Below are 19,716 nucleotides of genomic sequence, written 5' to 3' on the forward strand. Positions count from 1 at the left end.
GGACGGCGCACCGGCCGCTGACCGCCTCAGCGGGCCCGCAGGGCCAGCAGCGCCACGTCGTCCTCGCGCCGGTGACCGGTGCTGAGCAGCAGGTCACACAGGTCGGCGGCGGGGCGGGTGCCGGCGGCGGCGACCCGGGCGCACAACTGGGCCATCCCCTCGTCGATCGACTGGTCCCGCCGCTCCACCAGCCCGTCGGTGTAGAGCAGCAGGGTGTCCCCGGGGGCGAGCAGCACCCGTGCCCCGGTGCGCGGGGTCGGCCGGGTCAGCCCCAGCAGCGGCTCCCACCGGCCGTCGAGCAGCCGTACCGTGCCGTCGGCGGTGACCAGCAGCGGCGCGGGATGACCGGCGTTGCACCAGGTGACCGCCACCCCGCCCGGGACCGGCCGCAGCCGGGCCAGCACCGCCGTGGCGGCGGTCGGGATGCGCAGGCCCGAGATGGTGGCGTCCAACCGCCGCATCAGCTCCTCGACCGGGTCGTCCCGGCCGAACGCGTTGCCCCGCACCAGGTTGCGCAGCTGCCCCATGGTCGCGGCGGCCTCGATGTCGTGGCCGGCGACGTCGCCGATCGCCGCCACCAGGTCGCCGTCGGGCTGGACGAAGGCGTCGTACCAGTCGCCGCCCACCTCCACCCGGTCGGCGGCCGGCTGGTAGCGGGCCGCCAGCTCCACCCACGGGCTCTGCGGCAACTGCGGCAACATGCTGTGCTGCAGCACCTCGGCGACGTGCCGCTGCTCGCCGTGGATCCAGCCGTTACCGACCGCCTGCCCGGCGCGGCGGCCGATCTCCAGCGCGGTGCCCAGGTCGTCGTCGTCGAAGGCCCGCCGGCCGGGCCCGTTGACCAGGGTCACCGCGCCCATCACCGTCCCCCGGCCCGGGGCCGGCACCGGGACGGTCAGGTGCGAGGCGAAACCCAGCCGTTCGGCGAGGTCCACCAGTTCCGGGGCGTCGCTGGCCCGCCGGACCTCGTCCAGGTCGGCCACACCGCGCAGCACCGGCTGGCCCGTCCGCAGCACCGTCCGGGTGACCGAGGCGGGGCCGAGCCGGCGCAGCGCGACCTCGCCGAACCGGGTGATGTCGGCGGCGCGGGCCGGGTCGCGGTGCACGGCGGTCACCCAGCGGGGCGCGCCGCCCTGGTCGATCAGGGTCACCATCGCCCAGTCGGCCAGCCGGGGCACCACCGCGTCGGCCAGCCGCCCCACCGCCGTCTCCACGTCGAGCGTGCCGGTCAGCTCCTCGCTGAGCGAGGCGAGCAGGTTCAGCCGCTCGTGTGCCTGCTCGACCAGCCGGCGGGCCGCCTCGGCCGCGTCCAGCGCGATCCGCAGCCGCAGCTCCGAGGAGCAGGCCGCCGCCAGGTCGGCAAGCGTCCGTAGCTGCGCCTTCGTCCAGGCCCGGGGCTTGCTGTCGATCGCGCACAGCGAGCCGAGCACCCGGCCGTCCAGGTCGGTCAGCGGCATCCCGGCGTACGCGACGACGCCCAGCTCCGGCACGGCCAGGTTGTCCCGCACCCGGGGGTAGAGCCGGGCGTCCGGCAGCACCAGCGGGATCTCGGTGTCGATCACGTGCTGGCAGAACGAGTGGCTCAGCGGGGTCTGCCGGCGGGCGGCCCACGGCTCGGGCAGCCCGACCGCGCCGGGGAAGAACTGCCGGGTCTCGGTGACCAGCGAGACCAGCGCCACCGGCACGTCGAGCAGGTCGCTGACCAGCCGGGCGAACCGGTCGAACGCCTCGTCCGGTGTGGCGTCCAGGCCGGTCTCGGTCAGCGACCGCAGTCGGGCCGGATCGGCCAGCGCGGCGATGTCCGGGTCCGGCCCTGCGGTGCGCTCGGTCATCGACCACCTGTCTGCCGTGATGGGGAGGACACCGTTCGGCGTTCCGATCCCCGGTTATACCCGTCCCGCCCGACCGTCACCCGTGGCCGTGGGCGTCGTCGCCCGGTACGGCGTCGTCCCCCGGCCCGTCGGCAGCCCCCGCCCGCCGGAGGGCTATCGTCGGCACGCGTGAAGGTATGGATTCCGCACCCCGAAGGGGTCGAGCTGCTCGGTGCCGTCCCGGCCGGTGTCACGGTACAGCCGTGGACCGACCCCGCGAATCCGCCAGGCGACCCGGCCGACGTCCGGTTCTGGGTGCCGCCGTTCCTGGCGGGGGTGGACACCACGGCGATGCTGGACCGGCTGCCCGACGTGGCGGTGGTGCAGCTGCTCTCCGCCGGGGCGGACGCCTGGACGGGCCGGGTGCCCGCCGGGGTCACCCTCTGCGACGCCCGGGGGGTGCACGACGCCGGTACCGCCGAGTGGGTGGTCACCGCGATCCTCGCCCAGCTACGCGGTTTTCCCGAGCTGGCCCGCGCCCAGGTCCGCCGGGAGTGGGCGTACGACCGGGTCGCGCCGACCGACGAGCTGACCGGTAAGCGGGTGCTGATCGTGGGGGCCGGGTCGATCGGCGCGGCGGTCCGGGCCCGGCTTGCCCCGTTCGACGTCACCTTCACCCTGGTCGCCCGGACCGCCCGGCCGGACGAGGGGGTGCACGCGGTGACCGAGCTGCCGCGCCTGCTGCCGGAGGCCGACGTGGTGGTGCTGCTGGTGCCGCTGACCGATGCCACCCGGGGGCTGGTCGACGCCGCGTTCCTGGCTGCCATGCCGGACGGGGCGCTGCTGGTCAACGCCGCCCGGGGCCCGGTGGCGGACACGGCGGCGCTGGTCGAGGAGCTGGCGTCGGGGCGGCTGCGGGCGGCGTTGGACGTGACCGACCCGGAGCCGCTGCCGGCCGACCATCCGCTCTGGGAGCTGCCGAACGTGCTGCTCACCCCGCACGTGGCCGGTTCGGTACGCGGGCTGCTGCCCCGGGCGTACCGGCTGGTGGGGGAGCAGGTGCGCCGGTTCGTCACCGGATCATCGCTGGTCAACACGGTGGTCGACGGCTACTGACCCGGGCGGGGGCGACCGGTGGGGTGCCCCGGCTCAGCGCGCTTCCGGTAGGGCCTGCCCGGTGACCGCGACCAGCCGGGGCAGGTCGATGCCCCGGACGGCGGGCAGTGGCAGCTGGTGTCCGTCGGTGAGCCGGACGACGGCCCGGCCGCGCGGGTCGGTGGCCAGCTCGACGACCTGCTCCCAGGGGATGCGCCGGCCCCCGGCGAGCGCCCGCAGCCGCAGCCCGCGCGGGTCGGCGTCGGTGCCGGAGCGCCAGGCCCAGACCGCGACGGTCAGCGGGACCAGCAGCACCGGCAGCAGGTACCACCGGGCGGCGGCCAGGGGCAGCGCGCCGATGGTGGCGATGACGGCCGCGACCAGGATGGCCTGGTTGTGCCGGAAGCGGATGGTGTCGGCGCGACTCACCCCCCGATGATTCCACCCGGGGCCGGGGCGGCACCGGGCGGGCGGCGGACCGGCCGCGACCGGTGCTATCCGGTGATGTAGGTCACGACCGGAGGGCATAACCGGGAGGGTGGTGCCTCGTTGAACCGCTAACCCTCCGCCGCACCGCGCCGTGTCCCCCTCACGAAGGTGACCGCCGTGACCGTCACCCGCCCCCTCCGCCGCCCACCGTCCGCACCCGTGGTGCTGACCCTGCTGGTCGCGTTCCTCCTCGTCGTCGCCGCCCTGGTCGACGCCGTCGCGCCGCTGGCCGCCACCACGATGGCCGGCGCGGGCGGCTGTGCCGTGGCCGCCGCCCGGCTGCTCCGCCTCACCGCCGGCGACGGGCGGGACCGTCGCGTCCGGCGTCGCCGGGCCGCCGTCCTGCTCACCGTCGCGGCGGCCGTGGTCGGGGCGACCGTGGCGGTGCTACCGCTGGCACCGGCGTTCCACCGGGCCGAGGTCGCGGCGGTCGGGCTCGGCGCGGCCACGCTCGGCTACGCGCTCGGCCTGCTCCTGCTGCCCGGCCACTCCCGGCTGACGCCCCGGACCCGGTGGCGGCGTGGCGTCGACATCCTCGGTCTCGGCGCCGCCCTGCTCTTCGCCGGCTGGGTGCTGGTCCCGCCCGGCCCGGTGCCCCCGGTGGTCCGGGCGGTCACCGTCGCGGGCGCGGTTGTCCTGGCCGGGCTGCTGGTGGGCGCGCTGGACCGGCACTACCCCGGCACGGCCCGGTGCCGGCTCGGCGTGGCAGCCGTCCTGCTCGGCCTGGCCGACCTGGTGGTGCTGCTGGCCTACCGGGCCCCCGCGGTGGCCCTGCTGACCGCGGTGCCGCTGCTGGTCGGCGGGGCGCTGCTGACGGCTGCCGGGATGACCCGGGCCGCGGCGGGCGACCCGGCGGTGCCGACCGGCCCGTCGCCGGCCTGGCCCCGGGTGACCGCACCGGCGGCGGTGGCGACCGTGGCGGCGGCCGGCCATCTGGCGTTCGTCGGCGGCTTCACCCCGACCGCCGTCCTGCTGGGGCTGGCGGTGATCCCGCCGCTGGTGGCCCGGGAGTTCATCTCCATCACCGACCAGCGGCGGTGGGCCGGGCGGCTGGCCGCCCGCGAGGCGTACTTCCGCACGCTGGTCGCCGGCGGTCGTGACCTGGTCCTCGTCCTCGACGACGAGTTGCGGGTGCGCTGGCTCTCGGCGGCCGGGGAACGCTGGTTCGGGCTGCGTCAGGAGGCGGTGTGCGGGCGGCCGCTGGCCGACCTGCTGCATCCGGACGATGCGCCGGGCGTCCTGACCCGGCTGGCCGGGCGGCCGGGCAACGCCGCCGCGCCGCTGCCTGGCGATGCCGTCGCGCCGCTGCTGGTGGCCCGGATGCGGACCGGTGACGGCGGCTGGCGGGAGACCGAGTCGACGGTGAGCGACCAGCGGACCGTGCCGGAGGTGGCCGCGGTGGTGCTGCACGTCCGCGACGTCGGTGACCGTCGCCGGCCGGAGCGTGGGCGGCCCCGGGGCGCGGCCACCGACCCGCTCACCGGTCTGTCCACCCGGCGGGAGCTGCTGCGGGTGCTCGACGAACGGGGCGGCACCCCCGGCGCGCTGCTCCTGCTCGACGTGCACGGGCTCGGCCCGGCCCGGGACGCCGCCGGCCCGGACCCGCTCCTGGCCGCCACCGCCCGCCGGCTGCGCGACGTGGTCGGCCCCCGGGACCTGGTCGCCCGGTTGTCCGGGGAGGAGTTCGCGGTGGTCACCGACGCCGGCCCGGTCCCGGCGTACGCGTTGGGCGAGCGGCTGCTGGCCGCGTTGACCGAGCCGTGCCCGGTGCCGACCGGGATGGCCCGGCTCCGGGTCGGTGTGGGCCTGACCGAGCTGGCGGCGACGTCGCCGCAGGACGCGGTGCGCCAGGCCGACCTGGCGCGTCGCCGGGCCGTCCAGCTCGGCCGCAACCGGGTCGAGTGGTACGACGCCTGCCTGGAGGAGGAGCTGGTCCGCCGGCTGGACCTGGAACGGGAGCTGCCCGGGGCGGCGGACCGGGGCGAGCTGGACCTGGTCTACCAGCCGGTGCTGGCGCTGGCCGACCGCCGACCGGCCGGCATCGAGGCGTTGCTGCGCTGGCGCAGCCCGGTGCTGGGCACCGTGCTGCCGGCCGAGTTCCTGCCGGTCGCCGAGGATCTCGGTCTGCTGGGGGAGCTGGGCCGGTGGGTGCTCGACCGGGCCTGCCGGCAGCTCGCCGACTGGTCGGTCGGCGGTCGGGAGCTGTGGCTGGCGGTCAACGTCACCCTCGCCGAGCTGTTGGCGCCGGATCTGGTGCCCCGGGTGGCGGCGGTGCTGGCCGGGCACGGCGTCCCGGCGGAGCGGCTGGTCCTGGAGATCGCCGAGTCGCGGCTCGGGGCCGACCTGCCCACGGTGGTCGCCCGGCTGGCCGGCCTGCGGTCGCTGGGGGTACGCACCGCGTTGGACAGCTTCCGGGCGGAGCACGCCTCCCTGGCCCAGCTGCGTCGGCTGCCGATCGACCTGTTGAAGGTGCAGCCCCGACCGGTCGACCCGGACGAGGATGCCCGCCCGTTGATCGACGTGGTGGTGGGGTTGGGGGAGCGGTTGGGGGTGACCGTGGTGATGGCCGAGCTGGAGTCGGAGCCGGACGTGGCGCGGGCCACCCGGGCCGGCTGCCGGTACGGGCAGGGGTTCGCGTTGGCGCGTCCGGCCACCGCCGAGCGGGTCGAGGCGTACTTCGCGGAGTTTCCGACGACGTCCCGCTGACGGTCAGGTCGGGTCGGGATGAACCGGTTCACCTCACCCGGGGCGGTGCGGTGCTGCCCCGCGGGGTCAGGTGCGCCGTCTCGTCCTGGAGCCCGCTCACCGGTTCACCGGCGATGACGGCGAGCAACTGCCGGGCGGCGTGCGCGCCGTAGGCGGGGATGTCCCGGCCGAGCGCGGTCAGCGGCGGGTGCACCAGTTGGCAGAGCGGGGAGTCGTCCCAGGCCACGATGGACAGGTCGGTGGGGACGCCGAGGCCCATCTCCTGGGCCACGGCGAGCCCGGCGATCGCCATCACGTCGTTGTCGTAGATCACCGCGGTGGGGCGTCGGGCGGAGCTGAGCAGCCGCCGGGTGGCGCGCGCCCCCTCCTCGCCGGTGTAGTCCGACCACACGGTCGCCGCGTCGGTGAGCCCGAGCCGGCCGCACACCTCGGCGAAGGCGTCGGTACGGATCTCGGTGTGCAGCAGCGACGGCAGCCCGCCGATCCGGGCGATCTTGCGGTGGCCGAGGGCGACCAGGTACTCCACCGCCTCGGCGAGCGCCGCCGCGTCGTCCGACCAGACGTGGGCCAGCGTGCCGGTGTGCCTCGGCCCGCCGATCACCACGGCGGGCAGTTGCAGCTCCTCCAGGGCGGGCACCCGGATGTCGTCGGTCCGCAGGTCGCAGACGAGGACCCCGTCGACCCGCCGTTCGGCCCACCACCGGCGGTAGACCGCGATCTCCGCCTCCTGGTCGGCCACCACCTGCAGGGTCAGCGCGTACGACCGGGCGGAGAGTTCGGCTTCGACGCCGCTGATCAGCTCCATGAAGAACGGTTCGATGCCGAGTATCCGGGCCGGTCGGCACAGGGCCAGGCCGACGGCGTTGGCGGTGGCGCCGGAGAGCGCGCGGGCGGCGCTGCTCGGGCTGAATCCGATCTCGGTGGCGATCGCCAGGATGCGTTGCCGGGTGGCTTCCGAGACGCCCGGCTGCCCGTTGAGCGCGTACGACACCGCGCCCTTGGACACTCCGGCGCGTCGGGCGACGTCGGCGATGGTCGGCCGCTTCACCGGCGGTTTCCTCCACTTCTCGCGGCCTGGGCAGGCCGTTCTCGGGCCGGGGTCGCCGGCGGTCCTCACGCTACCGGTGCCCGGTCGGGCGGTCGTCCCCGGCCGTGGCCGGTCCCGATCGACGTGGGCGGCTGGTTCGCTTGCTCGGTTAAGTGTGCCGTTCGCGCCGGGCGGGGTGCGTCCCTTCCGCCTGCTGGAAGGGCCCGCTGAGCGCGTCGGCAGGGCGTTGAGGGCGGATCCCGTTACCGGCCAAGGGCGCTGTTAACCGGCCGTTGACAGTGCCCGGGGTGGGTCGTACGGTGGCCTGACTTATCCGGTTCAGTCGACGTTCCTCGATGTGTGGAGCGTTCCACAAGCGTGCGCGGAGGATGAGATGACACGGTCCTGGACCCGCTGGGCCCGCGCGGCGGCGGTCGGTGCCGTCAGCCTGACGCTGGTCGCGGCGTGCAGCGGTAGGAGCACCACCGGCTCGGACGGCGGCGGCCAGGTCACCCTGAAGATCAATTTCTGGGGCGACTTCGGTCTCCAGGACCTCAAGACCCGCTACGAGGCCGACCACCCCAACATCAAGATCCAACTCAACTCGGGCGAGTACAACGCCCAACACGAGGATCTCCAGAAGAAACTCGTCGCCGGCTCCGGAGCGGCCGACATCGCCGCCATCGACGAAGGCTTCATGGTCCAGTTCCGCAGCCAGTCCGACAAGTTCGTCAACCTGCTCGACAAGGGCGCCGGCTCGTACGAGAGCAAGTACCTGCCGTGGAAGTGGAAGCAGTCGCTGTCGGCCGACGGCAAGACCCAGATCGGCCTCGGCACGGACGTCGGCGGCCTCGCCATGTGCTACCGCACCGACCTGTTCGCCGCCGCCGGGCTGCCCACCGACCGCGACCAGGTCTCCGCCCTCTGGCCCACCTGGGACAGGTTCATCCAGGTCGGCCAGGACTACACCGGCCGGACGAAGAAGAAGTTCCTCGACTCCGGCACCAACCTGTTCAACCCGATCCTGGGCCAGCAGCCCGTCGGCTTCTACGACGAACAGGAACAGCTCCAGATGGAGCAGGGTCCCAAGGTCGCCTTCGACTACACGATCAGGGCGGTCCAGGCCGGTCTCTCGGCCAACCTGGCCAGCTTCCAGGCCGACTGGGACAAGGGCTTCACCGCCGGCTCGTTCGCCGTCCTCGCCTGCCCGGCGTGGATGCTCGGCCACATCAAGGACACCGCGCCCGGCACCCAGGGTAAGTGGGACATCGCCGCGGTGCCCGGTGGCGGCGGCAACTGGGGCGGCTCGTTCCTCACCATCCCCAAGCAGGGCAGGCACGTCGACGAGGCGTACGAGCTGCTGGAGTGGCTGGTCCAGCCGGAGCAGCAGATCGAGATCTTCAAGAAGGTCGGCAACCTGCCCTCGCAGCCGGCGCTCTACGCCGACCCGGCGATCGCCGAGTTCAAGAACCCGTTCTTCCACGACGCGCCGGTCGGGCAGATCTTCCCGAAGATGGCGCAGGGGCTGACCCCGCAGTACCTGGGCAAGCGGAACGGCCCGACCCGGGTGGCCGTGGAGAACGTCATCAACCGGGTGCAGAACGGGACGCTGAAGCCGGATGCCGCCTGGGCCGAGGCGGTCAAGGAGGCGGAGAAGGCCCGCACCTCCTGACCGTACGCCGCCCGCCCCCGTACCGTCCCCGGCCCTGGAGGGTGCCCCGTGTCCACCACCCGTGCCGTGCCGCCGTCGAGTCACCGCACCGGTCCGGAGCGTGCCGCCTCCGGGGCCGGCGACCGGTCGCCCGGCTGGCGTGACCGGCTGTACCGGTTCGACCTGCGCTACCTGCCCTACCTGATGGTCGCGCCGTTCTTCCTGCTGTTCGGCGTCTTCGGGCTCTTCCCGCTGCTGTTCAACGGGGTCGTCGCGCTGCGCAACTACCGGCTCGACGACCCCACCCTGCCCTACTGGGCCGGGTTCGCGAACTTCACCCGGCTGTTCGGCGACGAGGATTTCTGGAACGCGCTCTACAACACGTTCGGCATCTTCCTGCTCTCCTCGGTGCCGCAACTGCTGCTGGCGCTGGTGGTCGCCTCGCTGCTCAACCGCAAACTGCGGGCGCAGACCTGGTGGCGGGTCGGGGTGCTGCTGCCGTACGTCACCCCGATCGTGGCCTCGACGATGGTGTTCAGCGTCTTCTTCTCCCGCAGTTTCGGGATGGCGAACTGGCTGCTCGCCGAGGTGGGCATCGGCGGGACGGGGGACGCGGCGATCGACTGGCGGGCCGACAAGCCGCACGCCTGGATCGCCATCGCCACGATGGTCAACTGGAAGTGGATCGGCTACAACGCCCTGCTCTACCTGGCCGCCATGCAGTCCATCCCGCGCGACGTCTACGAGGCGTCGGCGATCGACGGGGCCGGCCCGTGGCGGCAGCTCTGGCGGATCACCGTGCCGATGATCCAGCCGGTGATCGTGTTCACGGTGGTGCTGTCCACCATCGGCGGGCTGCAACTGTTCACCGAGCCGATGCTGTTCGACCTCAACGCGCAGGCAGCCACCGGCGGGCCGAACGGCGAGTGGCAGACCATCGCCCAGCTCATCTACAAGGTCGGCTGGAAGGACCTCAACCTCGGCTACGCCGCCGCCATGTCCTGGGCGCTGTTCCTGATCATCCTGCTGGTCACCGGCCTCAACACCCTGCTCACCAACCGCCTGTCGGGTGGTCGCCGGTGAGCGCCGTCGCCCCGCCGCGACCCACCGCGCCGGTCCGCAGACGGCACCGGCCCGCCCTGCTGGGTCGCGCGCCGCAGGACACCCCCGCCGGCCTCGGCACGTACCTGCTGCTGTCGTTGACCTTCCTGTTCGCCGCGTTCCCGCTGTACTGGATGTTCGTCATCGCCACCAGCGACGACGAGGCGCTGGCGAAGCTGCCCCCGGCGGTAGTGCCCGGCGACCGGTTCCTGGCCAACCTGGAGGAGGTCTTCTCCCTCCAGGACGTCTACTTCGCCGCCTCCCTGGTCAACAGCGTCATCGTGTCGACCGTGGTGACCGCCTCGGTGCTGTTCTTCTGCTCGCTGGCCGGGTTCGCCTTCGCCAAGCTGCGGTTCCGGGGCAGCAACGCGCTGATGCTGCTCGTCGTGCTCACCCTCACCGTGCCCAACCAGCTCGGCATCGTCGCGCTCTACATCGTGATGGGCCGGCTCGGCTGGAACGGCACCCTGCTGGCGGTGATCGCGCCGGGCCTGGTCACCGCGTTCGGGGTGTTCTACATGCGGCAGTTCATCGTCAACAGCGTCCCCGACGAGCTGGTCGAGTCGGCCCGGGTCGACGGGGCGACCACCATGCGGATCTACCGCAGCATCGCGCTGCCGGCGATCCGCCCGGCCCTGGCGGTGCTGGGCCTGCTCACCTTCGTGGCCACCTGGAACGACTTCCAGTGGCCGCTGATCACGCTCAGCGGCACCGACTATCCGACCTCGATGGTGGCCGTCTCCGATCTGGCGAGCGGCAACTACGTCATCTACCGTCGGGTGCTCGCGGGGGCGTTCATCGCCACGGTCCCGCTGCTGGTGATGCTCTTCATCGGCGGCCGGCAGATCGTCCGGGGAATCATGGAAGGCGCGGTGAAGTCGTGAACCGTCAGGCGTTGCACGAGGGATGGCAGTTGCGTGCGGTGTCCGGGCCGCAGGTGCCCGACGCCGTCGCCGGCCGGTCGGTGCCGGCCACCGTGCCGGGTTGCGTGCACACCGACCTGCTCGCCGCCGGCCTGATCGACGACCCCTACCTCGACGCCAACGAGACGACGCTTGCCTGGATCGGCCACACCGACTGGGAGTACGCGACCACGTTCGTGCACCGGCCCGGCGACGACGACCGGGTCGAGCTGGTCTGCGCCGGGCTGGACACGGTCGCCACGATCACGCTCAACGGCGTCGAGGTCGGCCGCACCGCGAACATGCACCGGTCGTACCGGTTCGACGTGGCCCCGGCGCTGCGGCCGGGGGAGAACACCCTCGCCGTCCGGTTCGCCTCGGCGTACCGGTACGCCGAGGCGCAGCGGGACCGGCTCGGTGACCGGCCCAACGCCTACCCGGAGCCGTTCCCGTTCATCCGCAAGATGGCCTGCAACTTCGGCTGGGACTGGGGGCCGACGCTGGTCACCGCCGGGATCTGGCAGGAGATCGGGTTGCACGCCTGGTCCACCGCCCGGCTCGGCACCGTCCGTCCACTGGTGACGGTCGTCGACGGGCAGGGCCGGGTCGAGCTGCACGTCGAGGTCGAGCGGGTGGCCGACGTGCCGCTGACCGTCCGCGCCGAGGTCGCCGGGGTGACCGGCGAGGCGACCGTCGCCGCCGGGCAGCGCACGGCCGTGCTGACCCTCACCGTCGTCGACCCCGAGTTGTGGTGGCCCCGGGGGTACGGTGCACAGCCGCTGCACCCGCTGACGGTGACCCTGGCGACGGCCGACGGCCGACCGCTGGACACCTGGTCACAGCGGATCGGGTTCCGCTCGGTACGCCTGGACACCACCCCCGACGCCCACGGCACCCCGTTCACCCTGCACGTCAACGACGTGCCGGTGCTGGTCCGGGGGGTCAACTGGATCCCCGACGACGCGTTCCCCACCCGGATCACCCGCGACCGGCTGGCCCACCGGTTCGCCCAGGCCGCCGACGCCAACGTCAACCTGCTGCGGGTCTGGGGCGGTGGCCGGTACGAGTCGACCGACTTCTACTCCCTCGCCGACGAGCACGGCCTGCTGGTCCAGCAGGACTTCCTGTTCGCCTGTGCGGCGTACCCGGAGGAGGAGCCGTTCGGCGGCGAGGTCGAGGCGGAGGCGCGGGAGCAGGTGACCCGGCTGGCCGGGCACCCGTCGCTGGTGCTGTGGACCGGCAACAACGAGAACATCTGGGGCTGGCACGACTGGGACTGGCAGGAGCCGCTGGCCGGGCGTACCTGGGGCCGGGGCTTCTACCTCGACCTGCTGCCCCGGGTGGTCGACGAGCTGGACCCGACCCGCCCGTACTGGCCGGGCAGCCCGTGGTCGGGTGTCGAGGACATCCACCCCAACGACCCGGCGCACGGCACCACACACATCTGGGACGTCTGGAACACCGACGACTACACGAGGTACCGCGAGTACGTCCCCCGGTTCGTCGCCGAGTTCGGCTACCAGGCGCCCCCGGCGTACGCGACGCTGCGCCGGGCGTTGTCCGACGATCCGCTCGCGCCCGACTCGCCGGGGATGGCCCACCACCAGAAGGCCGCCGACGGGGACGCCAAGCTGCGACGCGGGCTCGACGCGCACCTGCCCGCCCCGGCGGATTTCGACGACTGGCACTACCTGACCCAGCTCAACCAGGCGCGGGCCATCCAGCTGGGGGTGGAACACTTCCGGTCGCACCGGGACGTCTGCTCCGGCACCATCGTCTGGCAGCTCAACGACTGCTGGCCGGTCACCTCCTGGTCGGCCGTCGACGGCGACGGCCGCCGCAAACCCCTGTGGTACGCGCTGCGCCGGGCGTACGCCGACCGGCTGCTCACCGTCCAACCCCGAGACGGCGGGCTGGTGCTGGTCGCGGTGAACGAGACCGGCACCCCGTGGCGGACCCCGCTGACGGTGACCCGGTCGACGTTGACCGGCGAGCCGAGGGCGAAGACGTCGTACCCGCTCGACGTGCCCGCGTACGCGGCGGTGACGGTGCCGCTGCCGGCGGATTTGGCCGTGGCCGAGGAGGAACGCCGGGAGCTGCTGGTCGCCGAGGCCGGGGACACCGCCGAACGGGCCCTGTGGTTCTTCGCCGAGGACCGGGACGCGCACTGGCCGACGGCCCGCTTCGACGCGACGGTGGAGGCGGTCGACGGCGGTCAGCGGGTCCGGGTCACCGCGCGGACCGTGCTGCGCGACCTGACGCTCTTCCCGGACCGGCTCGATCCGGCCGCCGAGGTGGACACCGCGCTGGTCACCCTGCTGCCGGGGGAGTCGGTCACGTTCACGGTGCGTTCCGGTACGCCGCTGGACCCGGCGGCGTTGACCACCCGGCCGGTGCTGCGCTGCGTCAACGACCTGGTCGACGACGCGACCGGGGCCCCGGCGGGCTGACCGACGGGTCGCCCCTGCGCGCCGGCCGGCGACCTCCCGGCCGGCGCGGGGCGGGTCACCCCTTGACAGTCCCCGACGCGATCAGCGAGGGTCGATGCGTTCCGGGTGCGGCGGCGCGCTCCTTCCCCTCGTTCGAAGGGCAGCCGTGATGTCGTCCGCGTTCACCCGCCGGCACCTGTTCCGCCTCGGCGGGGCCACCCTCGTCGTCGCCGCCGGCACCGGTCTCGGCCTGCCCGCCCTGGCCGCCGGCACCGTCACCGTCGACCTGGTGGTCTACGGCGCGACCTCGGCCGGCATCATGGCCGCCGTGCAGATGCGCCGGCTCGGCGGCACCGCCGTGATCGTCGAACCGGGCCGCCACGTCGGCGGGCTCACCACCGGCGGGCTCGGCTACACCGACAGCGGGACCAGCGCCGCCATCGGTGGTCTCGCCGGGGAGTTCTACCGCCGGGTGTACGCCCGCTACCACGGCACCCCGGTCACCCCCGACTCGCCGATGCGGCTGGTATTCGAGCCGCACGTGGCCGCCGGGGTCCTCGACGACCTGCTCACCGAGCACGCGGTCCCGGTCTACCTGGACGCCCCGCTGGCCACGGTCACGCGGGCCGGCGACCGGATCACCGGGCTGGTCACCGAACACGGGCAGCTCTTCACCGGCCCGATGTTCGTCGACGCGACGTACGAGGGTGACCTGATGGCCGCCGCCGGGGTGTCGTACACCGTCGGCCGGGAGGCCAACACCGCGTACGGCGAGACCATCAACGGGGTGCAGTTGCGCGGGGAACACCAGTTCACCAGGCCGGTCGACCCGTACGTGGTGCCGGGTGACCCGGCCAGCGGGCTGCTTCCCGGCATCTCCGCCGCCCCGGTCGCGCGCAACGGCACCGGCGACGAGCGGATCCAGGCGTACAACTTCCGGATGTGTCTGACCCGGGCCGCCGACCGGGTCCCGTTCCCGCGGCCGGCCGGCTACGACCCGGCCGACTACGAACTGCTGCTGCGGTACGTGCAGGCCGGCTACACCGGGCCGTTCTTCACCACCCAGAGCGTCGGCGGCGGCAAGACCGACTCGAACAACACCGGGGCGTTCTCCACCGACTTCATCGCCGCGAACCACACCTACCCGACGGCGACCCGGGCGCAGCGGGACAGCCTGACCGCCGACCACCTGACGTACCAGCAAGGGCTGATGTGGTTCCTGGCCAACGACCCCCGGCTGCCGGCGTCGGTACGGTCCGGGGTCGCCGGCTGGGGCCTGGCCGCCGACGAGTTCACCGCCACCGGCAACTGGCCCCCGCAGCTCTACGTCCGCGAGGCCCGCCGGATGGTCTCGGCGTACGTGATGACCGAGCGGGACTGCCGGGGCACCGTGCGGGCCGCCGACTCGGTCGGGTTGGCCAGCTACACCATGGACTCGCACAACTGCCAGCGGGTGGTGGTCGACGGGTTCGTGAAGAACGAGGGCGACGTGCAGGTCGGGGTGCCCGGCCCGTACCCGGTCAGCTACCGGTCGGTCGTGCCCGCCGCCGGGCAGTGCGCCAACCTGTTCGTGCCGGTCTGCCTGTCGGCCACCCACATCGCGTACGGGTCGATCCGGATGGAACCGGTCTTCATGATCCTCGCCCAGTCGGCGGCCACGGCGGCGAAGCTGGCGCTCGACGCGGGCGTGCCGGTGCAGCAGGTGGACGTGGCGGCCCTCCAGGCCCGGCTGCGCGCCGACGGGCAGATCCTCGCCTGGCCGCCCACCGTCGACGGCGAGGTCGTGGTGGACAACCGGTCGGCCGGGGTCACCCGGGCCGGCGTCTGGGTGGGCAGCACCGCGATCGGCGGCTACTGGGGGTCGGACTACGAGCACGACGGCAACACCGGCAAGGGCGTCAACCGGCTGCGGTTCACCCCGGCCCTGCCGACGGCCGGGAGTTGGGCGGTCCACCTGCGCTGGACGGCTGACCCGAACCGGGCCGGCACCGTCCCGGTCGACGTGGTGCACGGCGGTGGGGTGACCACCCGGGTGGTCGACCAGCGCACGTCGGGCGGGCAGTGGGTGTCGCTGGGGACGTACCAGTTCCCGGCGGGTACGGCCGGCAGCGTGCTGATCCGCACCGAGGGCACCGACGGGTACGTGGTCGCCGACGCGGCCCGCTTCGTCCCGGCCTGACCCTTCCTCACTTCTCGAAGACGGCGAGGACGTTGAGCCCGGGGCCGGACTTCAGAGTGCCCACGATCCGCAGCCCGTGCTGGTTGCCACGGCGGATCATCGAGTACGCGTAGATTCCTGTCTCGAAGTTGCGCCGACCCCGCAGGGAGAGTTGGAGCGACCTGTCGTTGAGGTGGACCCGGTAATCCACCCACTGGGCCGGGCCGCCGTCGCCGATGCCCCGTTCGAGCACGTTCATCGCGGCGATGGCGCTGTAGTTGTCCGAGAACCAGCGCCAGTACTCGCGCTTCGTCGCAGGTTCCTCGGTCGCCGGGTAGTGCGGCGGCAGCGTACGGACGGTGCGGGAGATCTCGGCCACCAGGTCGTCGAAGATCGCAACCACTCTTCCGGTCGCCAGTTCGGCGGCCAGCGGAATGATCGCCTGCCCGGCGGGAAGATCGACGAAGACGAGTGCCCGGGGGCTGTCTCTGATGAAGCTCCGGTCGAGGTCGTCCAGCCAGCTCTCGTCCTGGGCGAATGTCACCCTGTCGGGTAGATGGGCCGCATAGTGCAGGGCGAGTTGGAGGAGTTGCCGGTGCGGGTTCCTGATCGGGTGAAGCTCGATCGAGTCTCCCTGCTCGGCCTGCGTCGACTTCTCGCGACCGTGCGTCCCCTCCAAGGCGACGTGAGCATCGAGGAACGGGAAGAGGGAGGCCAACAGGTCCCTGGTTCCGATGCGGGCTCCCAGCTTTCCGCTGGTGCTGCTCCTCGACACCCGGATGTCCCTGGTCGACAGAGTGATCTTGCCGGTCTCGTGTTCGGGCATGACCACCGCGTCGTAGAACGCTGACACCTGGTCCCGGTCGATGAACAGCGGGGCGTCGGCAAGCCAGGAGAACGGGAGTTCCGGTTCTGCGTCCGGGTGCGGATGAGCGCTCATCTCTCCCCAACGATGCTCGGCGATCCGTACCGCCTCCGGTCCTCGCGGCCCTGCGGCACCGTCCACCGTAGAACACGGCGTCAGCCCTGGATGGCTCCCGACAGGCGATCAGCGTGACAGCGGTGTTGCGACCGTGCCGGCACGTTGGGTACGTTCTGCGGCACGCCGTCGAGCCGGAAGGAGGTCAGAACGATGTCCGATGTTCTGCGCCCCCTCCGCGTCCCGGCGTCCACGCGGATCTGACCGGGGCGTTCGCCTTCCGGAGGATTCCCCATGACCGACCTGGTCATCCGCCCGCTCGTCGCGGGCGAGGAAGATCTGTTCGAGTCCATGCCCGACCCGCTGCCCCAACTGCGCAAGGTCGGTTACGCCGACGGTGTCGCCGGGGGTGGCTACCGGCCCGAGCGCACCTGGATCGCCCTGCGGGGCGGCCGGGTGGTCGGTCGGGCCGCGTGGCTCCTGCCGCCCGGGGCCGTCGGTGCACCATGGCTGGACCGCTTCGACCTGACCGCCGAACCTGAGGTGGGTGCCGCGCTGCTGCGGGCGGCCCACGATGCGCTCGGTGGCCCGTACCCCTATCACGCCGGGCTGCCCGCGCACTGGCGGCGGCGGCCGGAGGTGCTCGCCGTGGTCCGGGCACCGCTGGCGGCGGCCCGACTCGCCGGGCTGGTCGAGCGGGGCGAGCGACTTCGCTGCTCGTGGGCGGGCACCCCACTGCCGGCGTCCGCCGGCCGCTACGCCGTCCGCCCGGCCGTCGACGGCAGCGAGGTCGACGCCCTCGTCGCCCGGATCCCCGAGCCGGACGTGCTGACCGGCCGGGAGGTCGCCCGGGCGGTGGCCGGGGTGGATCTGGCCACCGATCCACGGGCCTGGCTGACCGGCGCGACCTGGCGGGTCGCCCTGGTCGACGGGGAGCCGGTCGGGCTCGCCGGGACGACCGGGGACGCCTGTTCTCCACAGCTCGGCTACCTCGGCCTGCTGGACGGGGCGGCGCGGGGCGAGTTGCTTGCCGACTCGGTCGCGGCGTTGGTGGCCGAGGGGGCCCGGGAGGTGGTGGCCGACGTGGACGCCCACCGGGTCGCGGTGGTCGCCGAGCTGGAACGCACCGGGTTCCGGCAGTTGCGCACCCGGCTGTTCTTCGAGCCGGCCCCGACGGCTCCCGGCACCGACTGACAGGCGCGGCGTGCCCCCGGCGGACCTGCCGGGGGCACGCCGCCCGGCGCGGCCACGAACCGGGAGTCACGAACCACGCGACAGGTCACTTGAAGAATTTCGCAAGTGCTAAAGTGTTCACGTCGTCGACGGAAGAAGGTCCCGGGTGTCGGTCCCGCTGTACCAGGCCAAGGCGGAGCTGTTCCGCACCCTCGGGCACCCGGTGCGGATCCGGGTGCTCGAACTGCTCCAGGACGGCCCGAAGCCGGTCCGCGACCTGCTCGCCGTCATCGAGGTCGAGCCGTCCAACCTCTCCCAGCAGCTCGCCGTGCTGCGCCGGGCCGGCATGGTCACCTCCTACCGGGACGGCCCGCTGGTGATGTACTCGCTGAGCACCCCCGACGTGGCCGACCTGCTGGCCGCCGGCCGACGCATCCTCGGCACCGTCCTCACCGACCGCGACGCCCTCCTCGACGAACTCCGCGCCGCCCCCGACGCGGCCACCGGCCCACCCGGCCCCGCCGGAGCCGGCGACGGGCCGCGCGCCCCCGTCACCACCGGCCCGCCGACCCGGCCGGGCCGGTGAGCGCCAACGCCGTCGCCGACCGGGTCCTCGGCCTGCTGCCCGACCGCGCCGACTGGCAGGCGGTACGCCGCTCACCCCGGCGGGACCTGGTCGCCGGGCTGACCGTGGCCGTGGTGGCCCTGCCGCTCGCCCTCGCCTTCGGCGTCACCTCCGGGCTGGGCGCGCAGGCCGGGCTGGTCACCGCCGTCGTCGCCGGTGCGGTGGCGGCCGTCTTCGGCGGCTCCCACCTCCAGGTCTCCGGCCCCACCGGGGCGATGACCGTGGTGCTGGTGCCGGTGGTGCAGCAGTTCGGCCCCACCGGGGTGCTGATGGTCGGCGCACTGGCCGGCCTGCTGCTGATCGCCCTCGCCCTGGCCCGCCTCGGCCGCTACGTCCGCTACCTGCCCACCCCTGTCATCGAGGGTTTCACCGCGGGTATCGCCGTGGTCATCGCCCTGCAACAGGTGCCCGCCGCGCTCGGCGTCACCGACGCGCACGGCGACCGGGTGTGGGCCGTCGCCGCCGACGCCGTCGCCCGGTTCGTCGTACACCCCCGGCCGGTGGCGCTGGCGGTCGCGCTCGGGGTGGCGGCGCTGATGCTGCTCGGCGCACGCTTCCGGCCCGGCGTACCGTTCTCGCTGCTCGGGGTGGCCGCCGCCACCGTCCTCGCCGAGACCTTCCCGCTCGACCTGGTGCGGATCGGCGCCCTGCCGCAGGGGCTGCCCGCGCCGTCGCTGGGCTTCCTCGACCCCGGCGCGGTCGGCGTGCTGCTGCCGTCGGCACTGGCGGTGGCCGCGCTCGCCGCGCTGGAGAGCCTGCTGTCGGCCACCGTCGCCGACGGGATGACCGTCGGGCAACGGCACGACCCGGACCGGGAACTGTTCGGTCAGGGCCTGGCCAACCTCGCCGCACCCGTGTTCGGCGGCATCCCGGCCACCGCCGCCATCGCCCGCACGGCCGTCAACGTCCGCGCCGGGGCAGCCTCGAAGCTGGCCGCGCTCACCCACGCGGTGGCGCTCGCCGCGATCGTGCTGGCCGCCGCCCCGCTGGTCGGCCGGATCCCGCTCGCCGCGCTCGCCGGGGTGCTGCTCGCCACCACGGTACGCATGATCGAGGCCGGATCGCTGTGGGCGCTGGCCCGCGCCACCCGGGGCGACGCCCTGGTGCTGGTGCTCACCTTCGCCGTCACTGTCGCCTGGGACCTGGTCACCGCTGTCGCCGTCGGGGTCGCCGTGGCGGTGGTGATCGCGCTGCGCGCGGTGGCCCGCAGCGCCCGGCTGGAACAGGTCCCGCTCGACCGGGGCGAGCACAGCGCCGAGGAACACGCCCTGCTGGCCGAGCACATCGTGGCGTACCGGCTGGACGGGCCGCTGTTCTTCGCCGCCGCGCACACCTTCCTGCTGGAACTGTCCGAGGTGGCCGACGTACGGGTGGTCATCCTGCGGATGTCCCGGGTGTCGGCGCTGGACGCCACCGGCGCGCACGTGCTCGGCGACGCCATCGGGCGGCTGCGCGGACGGGGGATCACCGTGCTGCTCTCCGGCATCACCCCCGACCACGACCAGGTGCTTTCGACCCTCGGCGTGGCCGACGAACTGCGCCGCGACGGACTGGTCTTCCCCGACACCCCGGCCGCCATCGCCCACGCCCGCGACCTGCTCCGCGGCCCCGTCCCCACCTGACCCAGCCG

At 73.6% G+C, this 19,716-nt stretch carries 14 protein-coding genes; 10 read left to right on the plus strand and 4 right to left on the minus strand.

All coding sequences use genetic code 11. The features are described from left to right. Positions 1 to 26 precede the first annotated feature (26 nt). Positions 27 to 1,832: a GAF domain-containing SpoIIE family protein phosphatase gene (locus JQX11_RS04470; protein WP_204923729.1), complete on the minus strand. Its 1,806-nt coding sequence runs from the start codon at positions 1,830 to 1,832 to the stop codon at positions 27 to 29. Between the two features lie 168 nt (positions 1,833 to 2,000). Here JQX11_RS04470 and JQX11_RS04475 point away from each other — a divergent pair, with 168 nt between their 5' ends. Then, positions 2,001 to 2,927, plus strand: coding sequence for a 2-hydroxyacid dehydrogenase (locus JQX11_RS04475; RefSeq protein WP_204923730.1), 927 nt, complete (start codon positions 2,001 to 2,003; stop codon positions 2,925 to 2,927). 33 nt (positions 2,928 to 2,960) lie between these two features. Here the strand turns inward: JQX11_RS04475 and JQX11_RS04480 are convergent, their stop codons facing one another. Then, the gene (locus JQX11_RS04480) at positions 2,961 to 3,335 is read right to left on the minus strand and encodes a PH domain-containing protein (protein WP_204923731.1); all 375 of its coding nucleotides are present in this window, start codon (positions 3,333 to 3,335) and stop codon (positions 2,961 to 2,963) included. A gap of 177 nt (positions 3,336 to 3,512) precedes the next feature. On the opposite strand from JQX11_RS04480, the gene JQX11_RS04485 reads away from it, so the two are divergent. Further along, a complete protein-coding gene (locus JQX11_RS04485; RefSeq protein ID WP_307826059.1) occupies positions 3,513 to 6,101 on the plus strand; it encodes a putative bifunctional diguanylate cyclase/phosphodiesterase in 2,589 nt (862 codons plus the stop codon). A gap of 28 nt (positions 6,102 to 6,129) precedes the next feature. Here JQX11_RS04485 and JQX11_RS04490 read toward each other — a convergent pair whose 3' ends face one another. Next, positions 6,130 to 7,149 (minus strand): LacI family DNA-binding transcriptional regulator, encoded by a 1,020-nt coding sequence (locus JQX11_RS04490; RefSeq protein ID WP_204923732.1) that lies wholly within the window; start codon positions 7,147 to 7,149, stop codon positions 6,130 to 6,132. Positions 7,150 to 7,522: 373 nt separating this feature from the next. On the opposite strand from JQX11_RS04490, the gene JQX11_RS04495 reads away from it, so the two are divergent. The 5 genes from JQX11_RS04495 to JQX11_RS04515 all read left to right on the plus strand — a co-directional run bounded on the left by JQX11_RS04495 (position 7,523) and on the right by JQX11_RS04515 (position 15,390). After that, the gene (locus JQX11_RS04495; RefSeq protein ID WP_204923733.1) at positions 7,523 to 8,800 is read left to right on the plus strand and encodes an ABC transporter substrate-binding protein; all 1,278 of its coding nucleotides are present in this window, start codon (positions 7,523 to 7,525) and stop codon (positions 8,798 to 8,800) included. Positions 8,801 to 8,848: 48 nt separating this feature from the next. Further along, positions 8,849 to 9,862 (plus strand): carbohydrate ABC transporter permease, encoded by a 1,014-nt coding sequence (locus JQX11_RS04500; RefSeq protein ID WP_372444546.1) that lies wholly within the window; start codon positions 8,849 to 8,851, stop codon positions 9,860 to 9,862. Positions 9,863 to 9,918: 56 nt separating this feature from the next. Next, positions 9,919 to 10,764 (plus strand): carbohydrate ABC transporter permease, encoded by an 846-nt coding sequence (locus tag JQX11_RS04505; RefSeq protein WP_204924131.1) that lies wholly within the window; start codon positions 9,919 to 9,921, stop codon positions 10,762 to 10,764. Further along, positions 10,761 to 13,232: a glycoside hydrolase family 2 protein gene (locus JQX11_RS04510; RefSeq protein ID WP_204923734.1), complete on the plus strand. Its 2,472-nt coding sequence runs from the start codon at positions 10,761 to 10,763 to the stop codon at positions 13,230 to 13,232. The genes JQX11_RS04505 and JQX11_RS04510 overlap by 4 nt, the downstream gene beginning before the upstream one ends. 148 nt (positions 13,233 to 13,380) lie before the next feature. After that, complete coding sequence (locus JQX11_RS04515; RefSeq protein ID WP_204923735.1) at positions 13,381 to 15,390, plus strand: FAD-dependent oxidoreductase; 2,010 nt, start codon at positions 13,381 to 13,383, stop codon at positions 15,388 to 15,390. A 7-nt stretch (positions 15,391 to 15,397) separates the two neighbouring features. On the opposite strand, the gene JQX11_RS04520 is transcribed toward JQX11_RS04515, so the two are convergent. Continuing rightward, on the minus strand, positions 15,398 to 16,309 hold the full coding sequence (locus JQX11_RS04520) for a hypothetical protein (RefSeq protein ID WP_204923736.1): 912 nt from the start codon (positions 16,307 to 16,309) through the stop codon (positions 15,398 to 15,400). Positions 16,310 to 16,582: 273 nt separating this feature from the next. Here JQX11_RS04520 and JQX11_RS04525 point away from each other — a divergent pair, with 273 nt between their 5' ends. The 3 genes from JQX11_RS04525 to JQX11_RS04535 all read left to right on the plus strand — a co-directional run bounded on the left by JQX11_RS04525 (position 16,583) and on the right by JQX11_RS04535 (position 19,708). Further along, positions 16,583 to 17,482, plus strand: a complete 900-nt coding sequence (locus JQX11_RS04525) for an acetyltransferase (RefSeq protein WP_204923737.1) — start codon at positions 16,583 to 16,585, stop codon at positions 17,480 to 17,482. A 145-nt stretch (positions 17,483 to 17,627) separates the two neighbouring features. After that, positions 17,628 to 18,047 carry an ArsR/SmtB family transcription factor gene (locus tag JQX11_RS04530; protein ID WP_307826061.1) on the plus strand — a complete coding sequence of 140 codons (420 nt, stop codon included), beginning with the start codon at positions 17,628 to 17,630 and terminating at the stop codon, positions 18,045 to 18,047. Beyond that, positions 18,044 to 19,708: a SulP family inorganic anion transporter gene (locus JQX11_RS04535; protein WP_204923738.1), complete on the plus strand. Its 1,665-nt coding sequence runs from the start codon at positions 18,044 to 18,046 to the stop codon at positions 19,706 to 19,708. Before JQX11_RS04530 ends, JQX11_RS04535 begins: the two co-directional genes overlap by 4 nt. Positions 19,709 to 19,716: the final 8 nt, after the last annotated feature.

Origin of the sequence: Micromonospora humida (assembly GCF_016901255.1) — a bacterium.
Taxonomy (GTDB): Bacteria; Actinomycetota; Actinomycetes; order Mycobacteriales; family Micromonosporaceae; genus Micromonospora; species Micromonospora wenchangensis.

Coding starts and splice junctions, on each gene's coding strand:
- JQX11_RS04495 (WP_204923733.1), top strand. CDS start 7,523: ATGACACGGTCCTGGACCCGCTGGGCCCGCGCGGCGGCGGTCGGTGCC.
- JQX11_RS04525 (WP_204923737.1), top strand. CDS start 16,583: ATGACCGACCTGGTCATCCGCCCGCTCGTCGCGGGCGAGGAAGATCTG.
- JQX11_RS04515 (WP_204923735.1), top strand. CDS start 13,381: ATGTCGTCCGCGTTCACCCGCCGGCACCTGTTCCGCCTCGGCGGGGCC.
- JQX11_RS04520 (WP_204923736.1), bottom strand. CDS start 16,309: ATGAGCGCTCATCCGCACCCGGACGCAGAACCGGAACTCCCGTTCTCC.
- JQX11_RS04470 (WP_204923729.1), bottom strand. CDS start 1,832: ATGACCGAGCGCACCGCAGGGCCGGACCCGGACATCGCCGCGCTGGCC.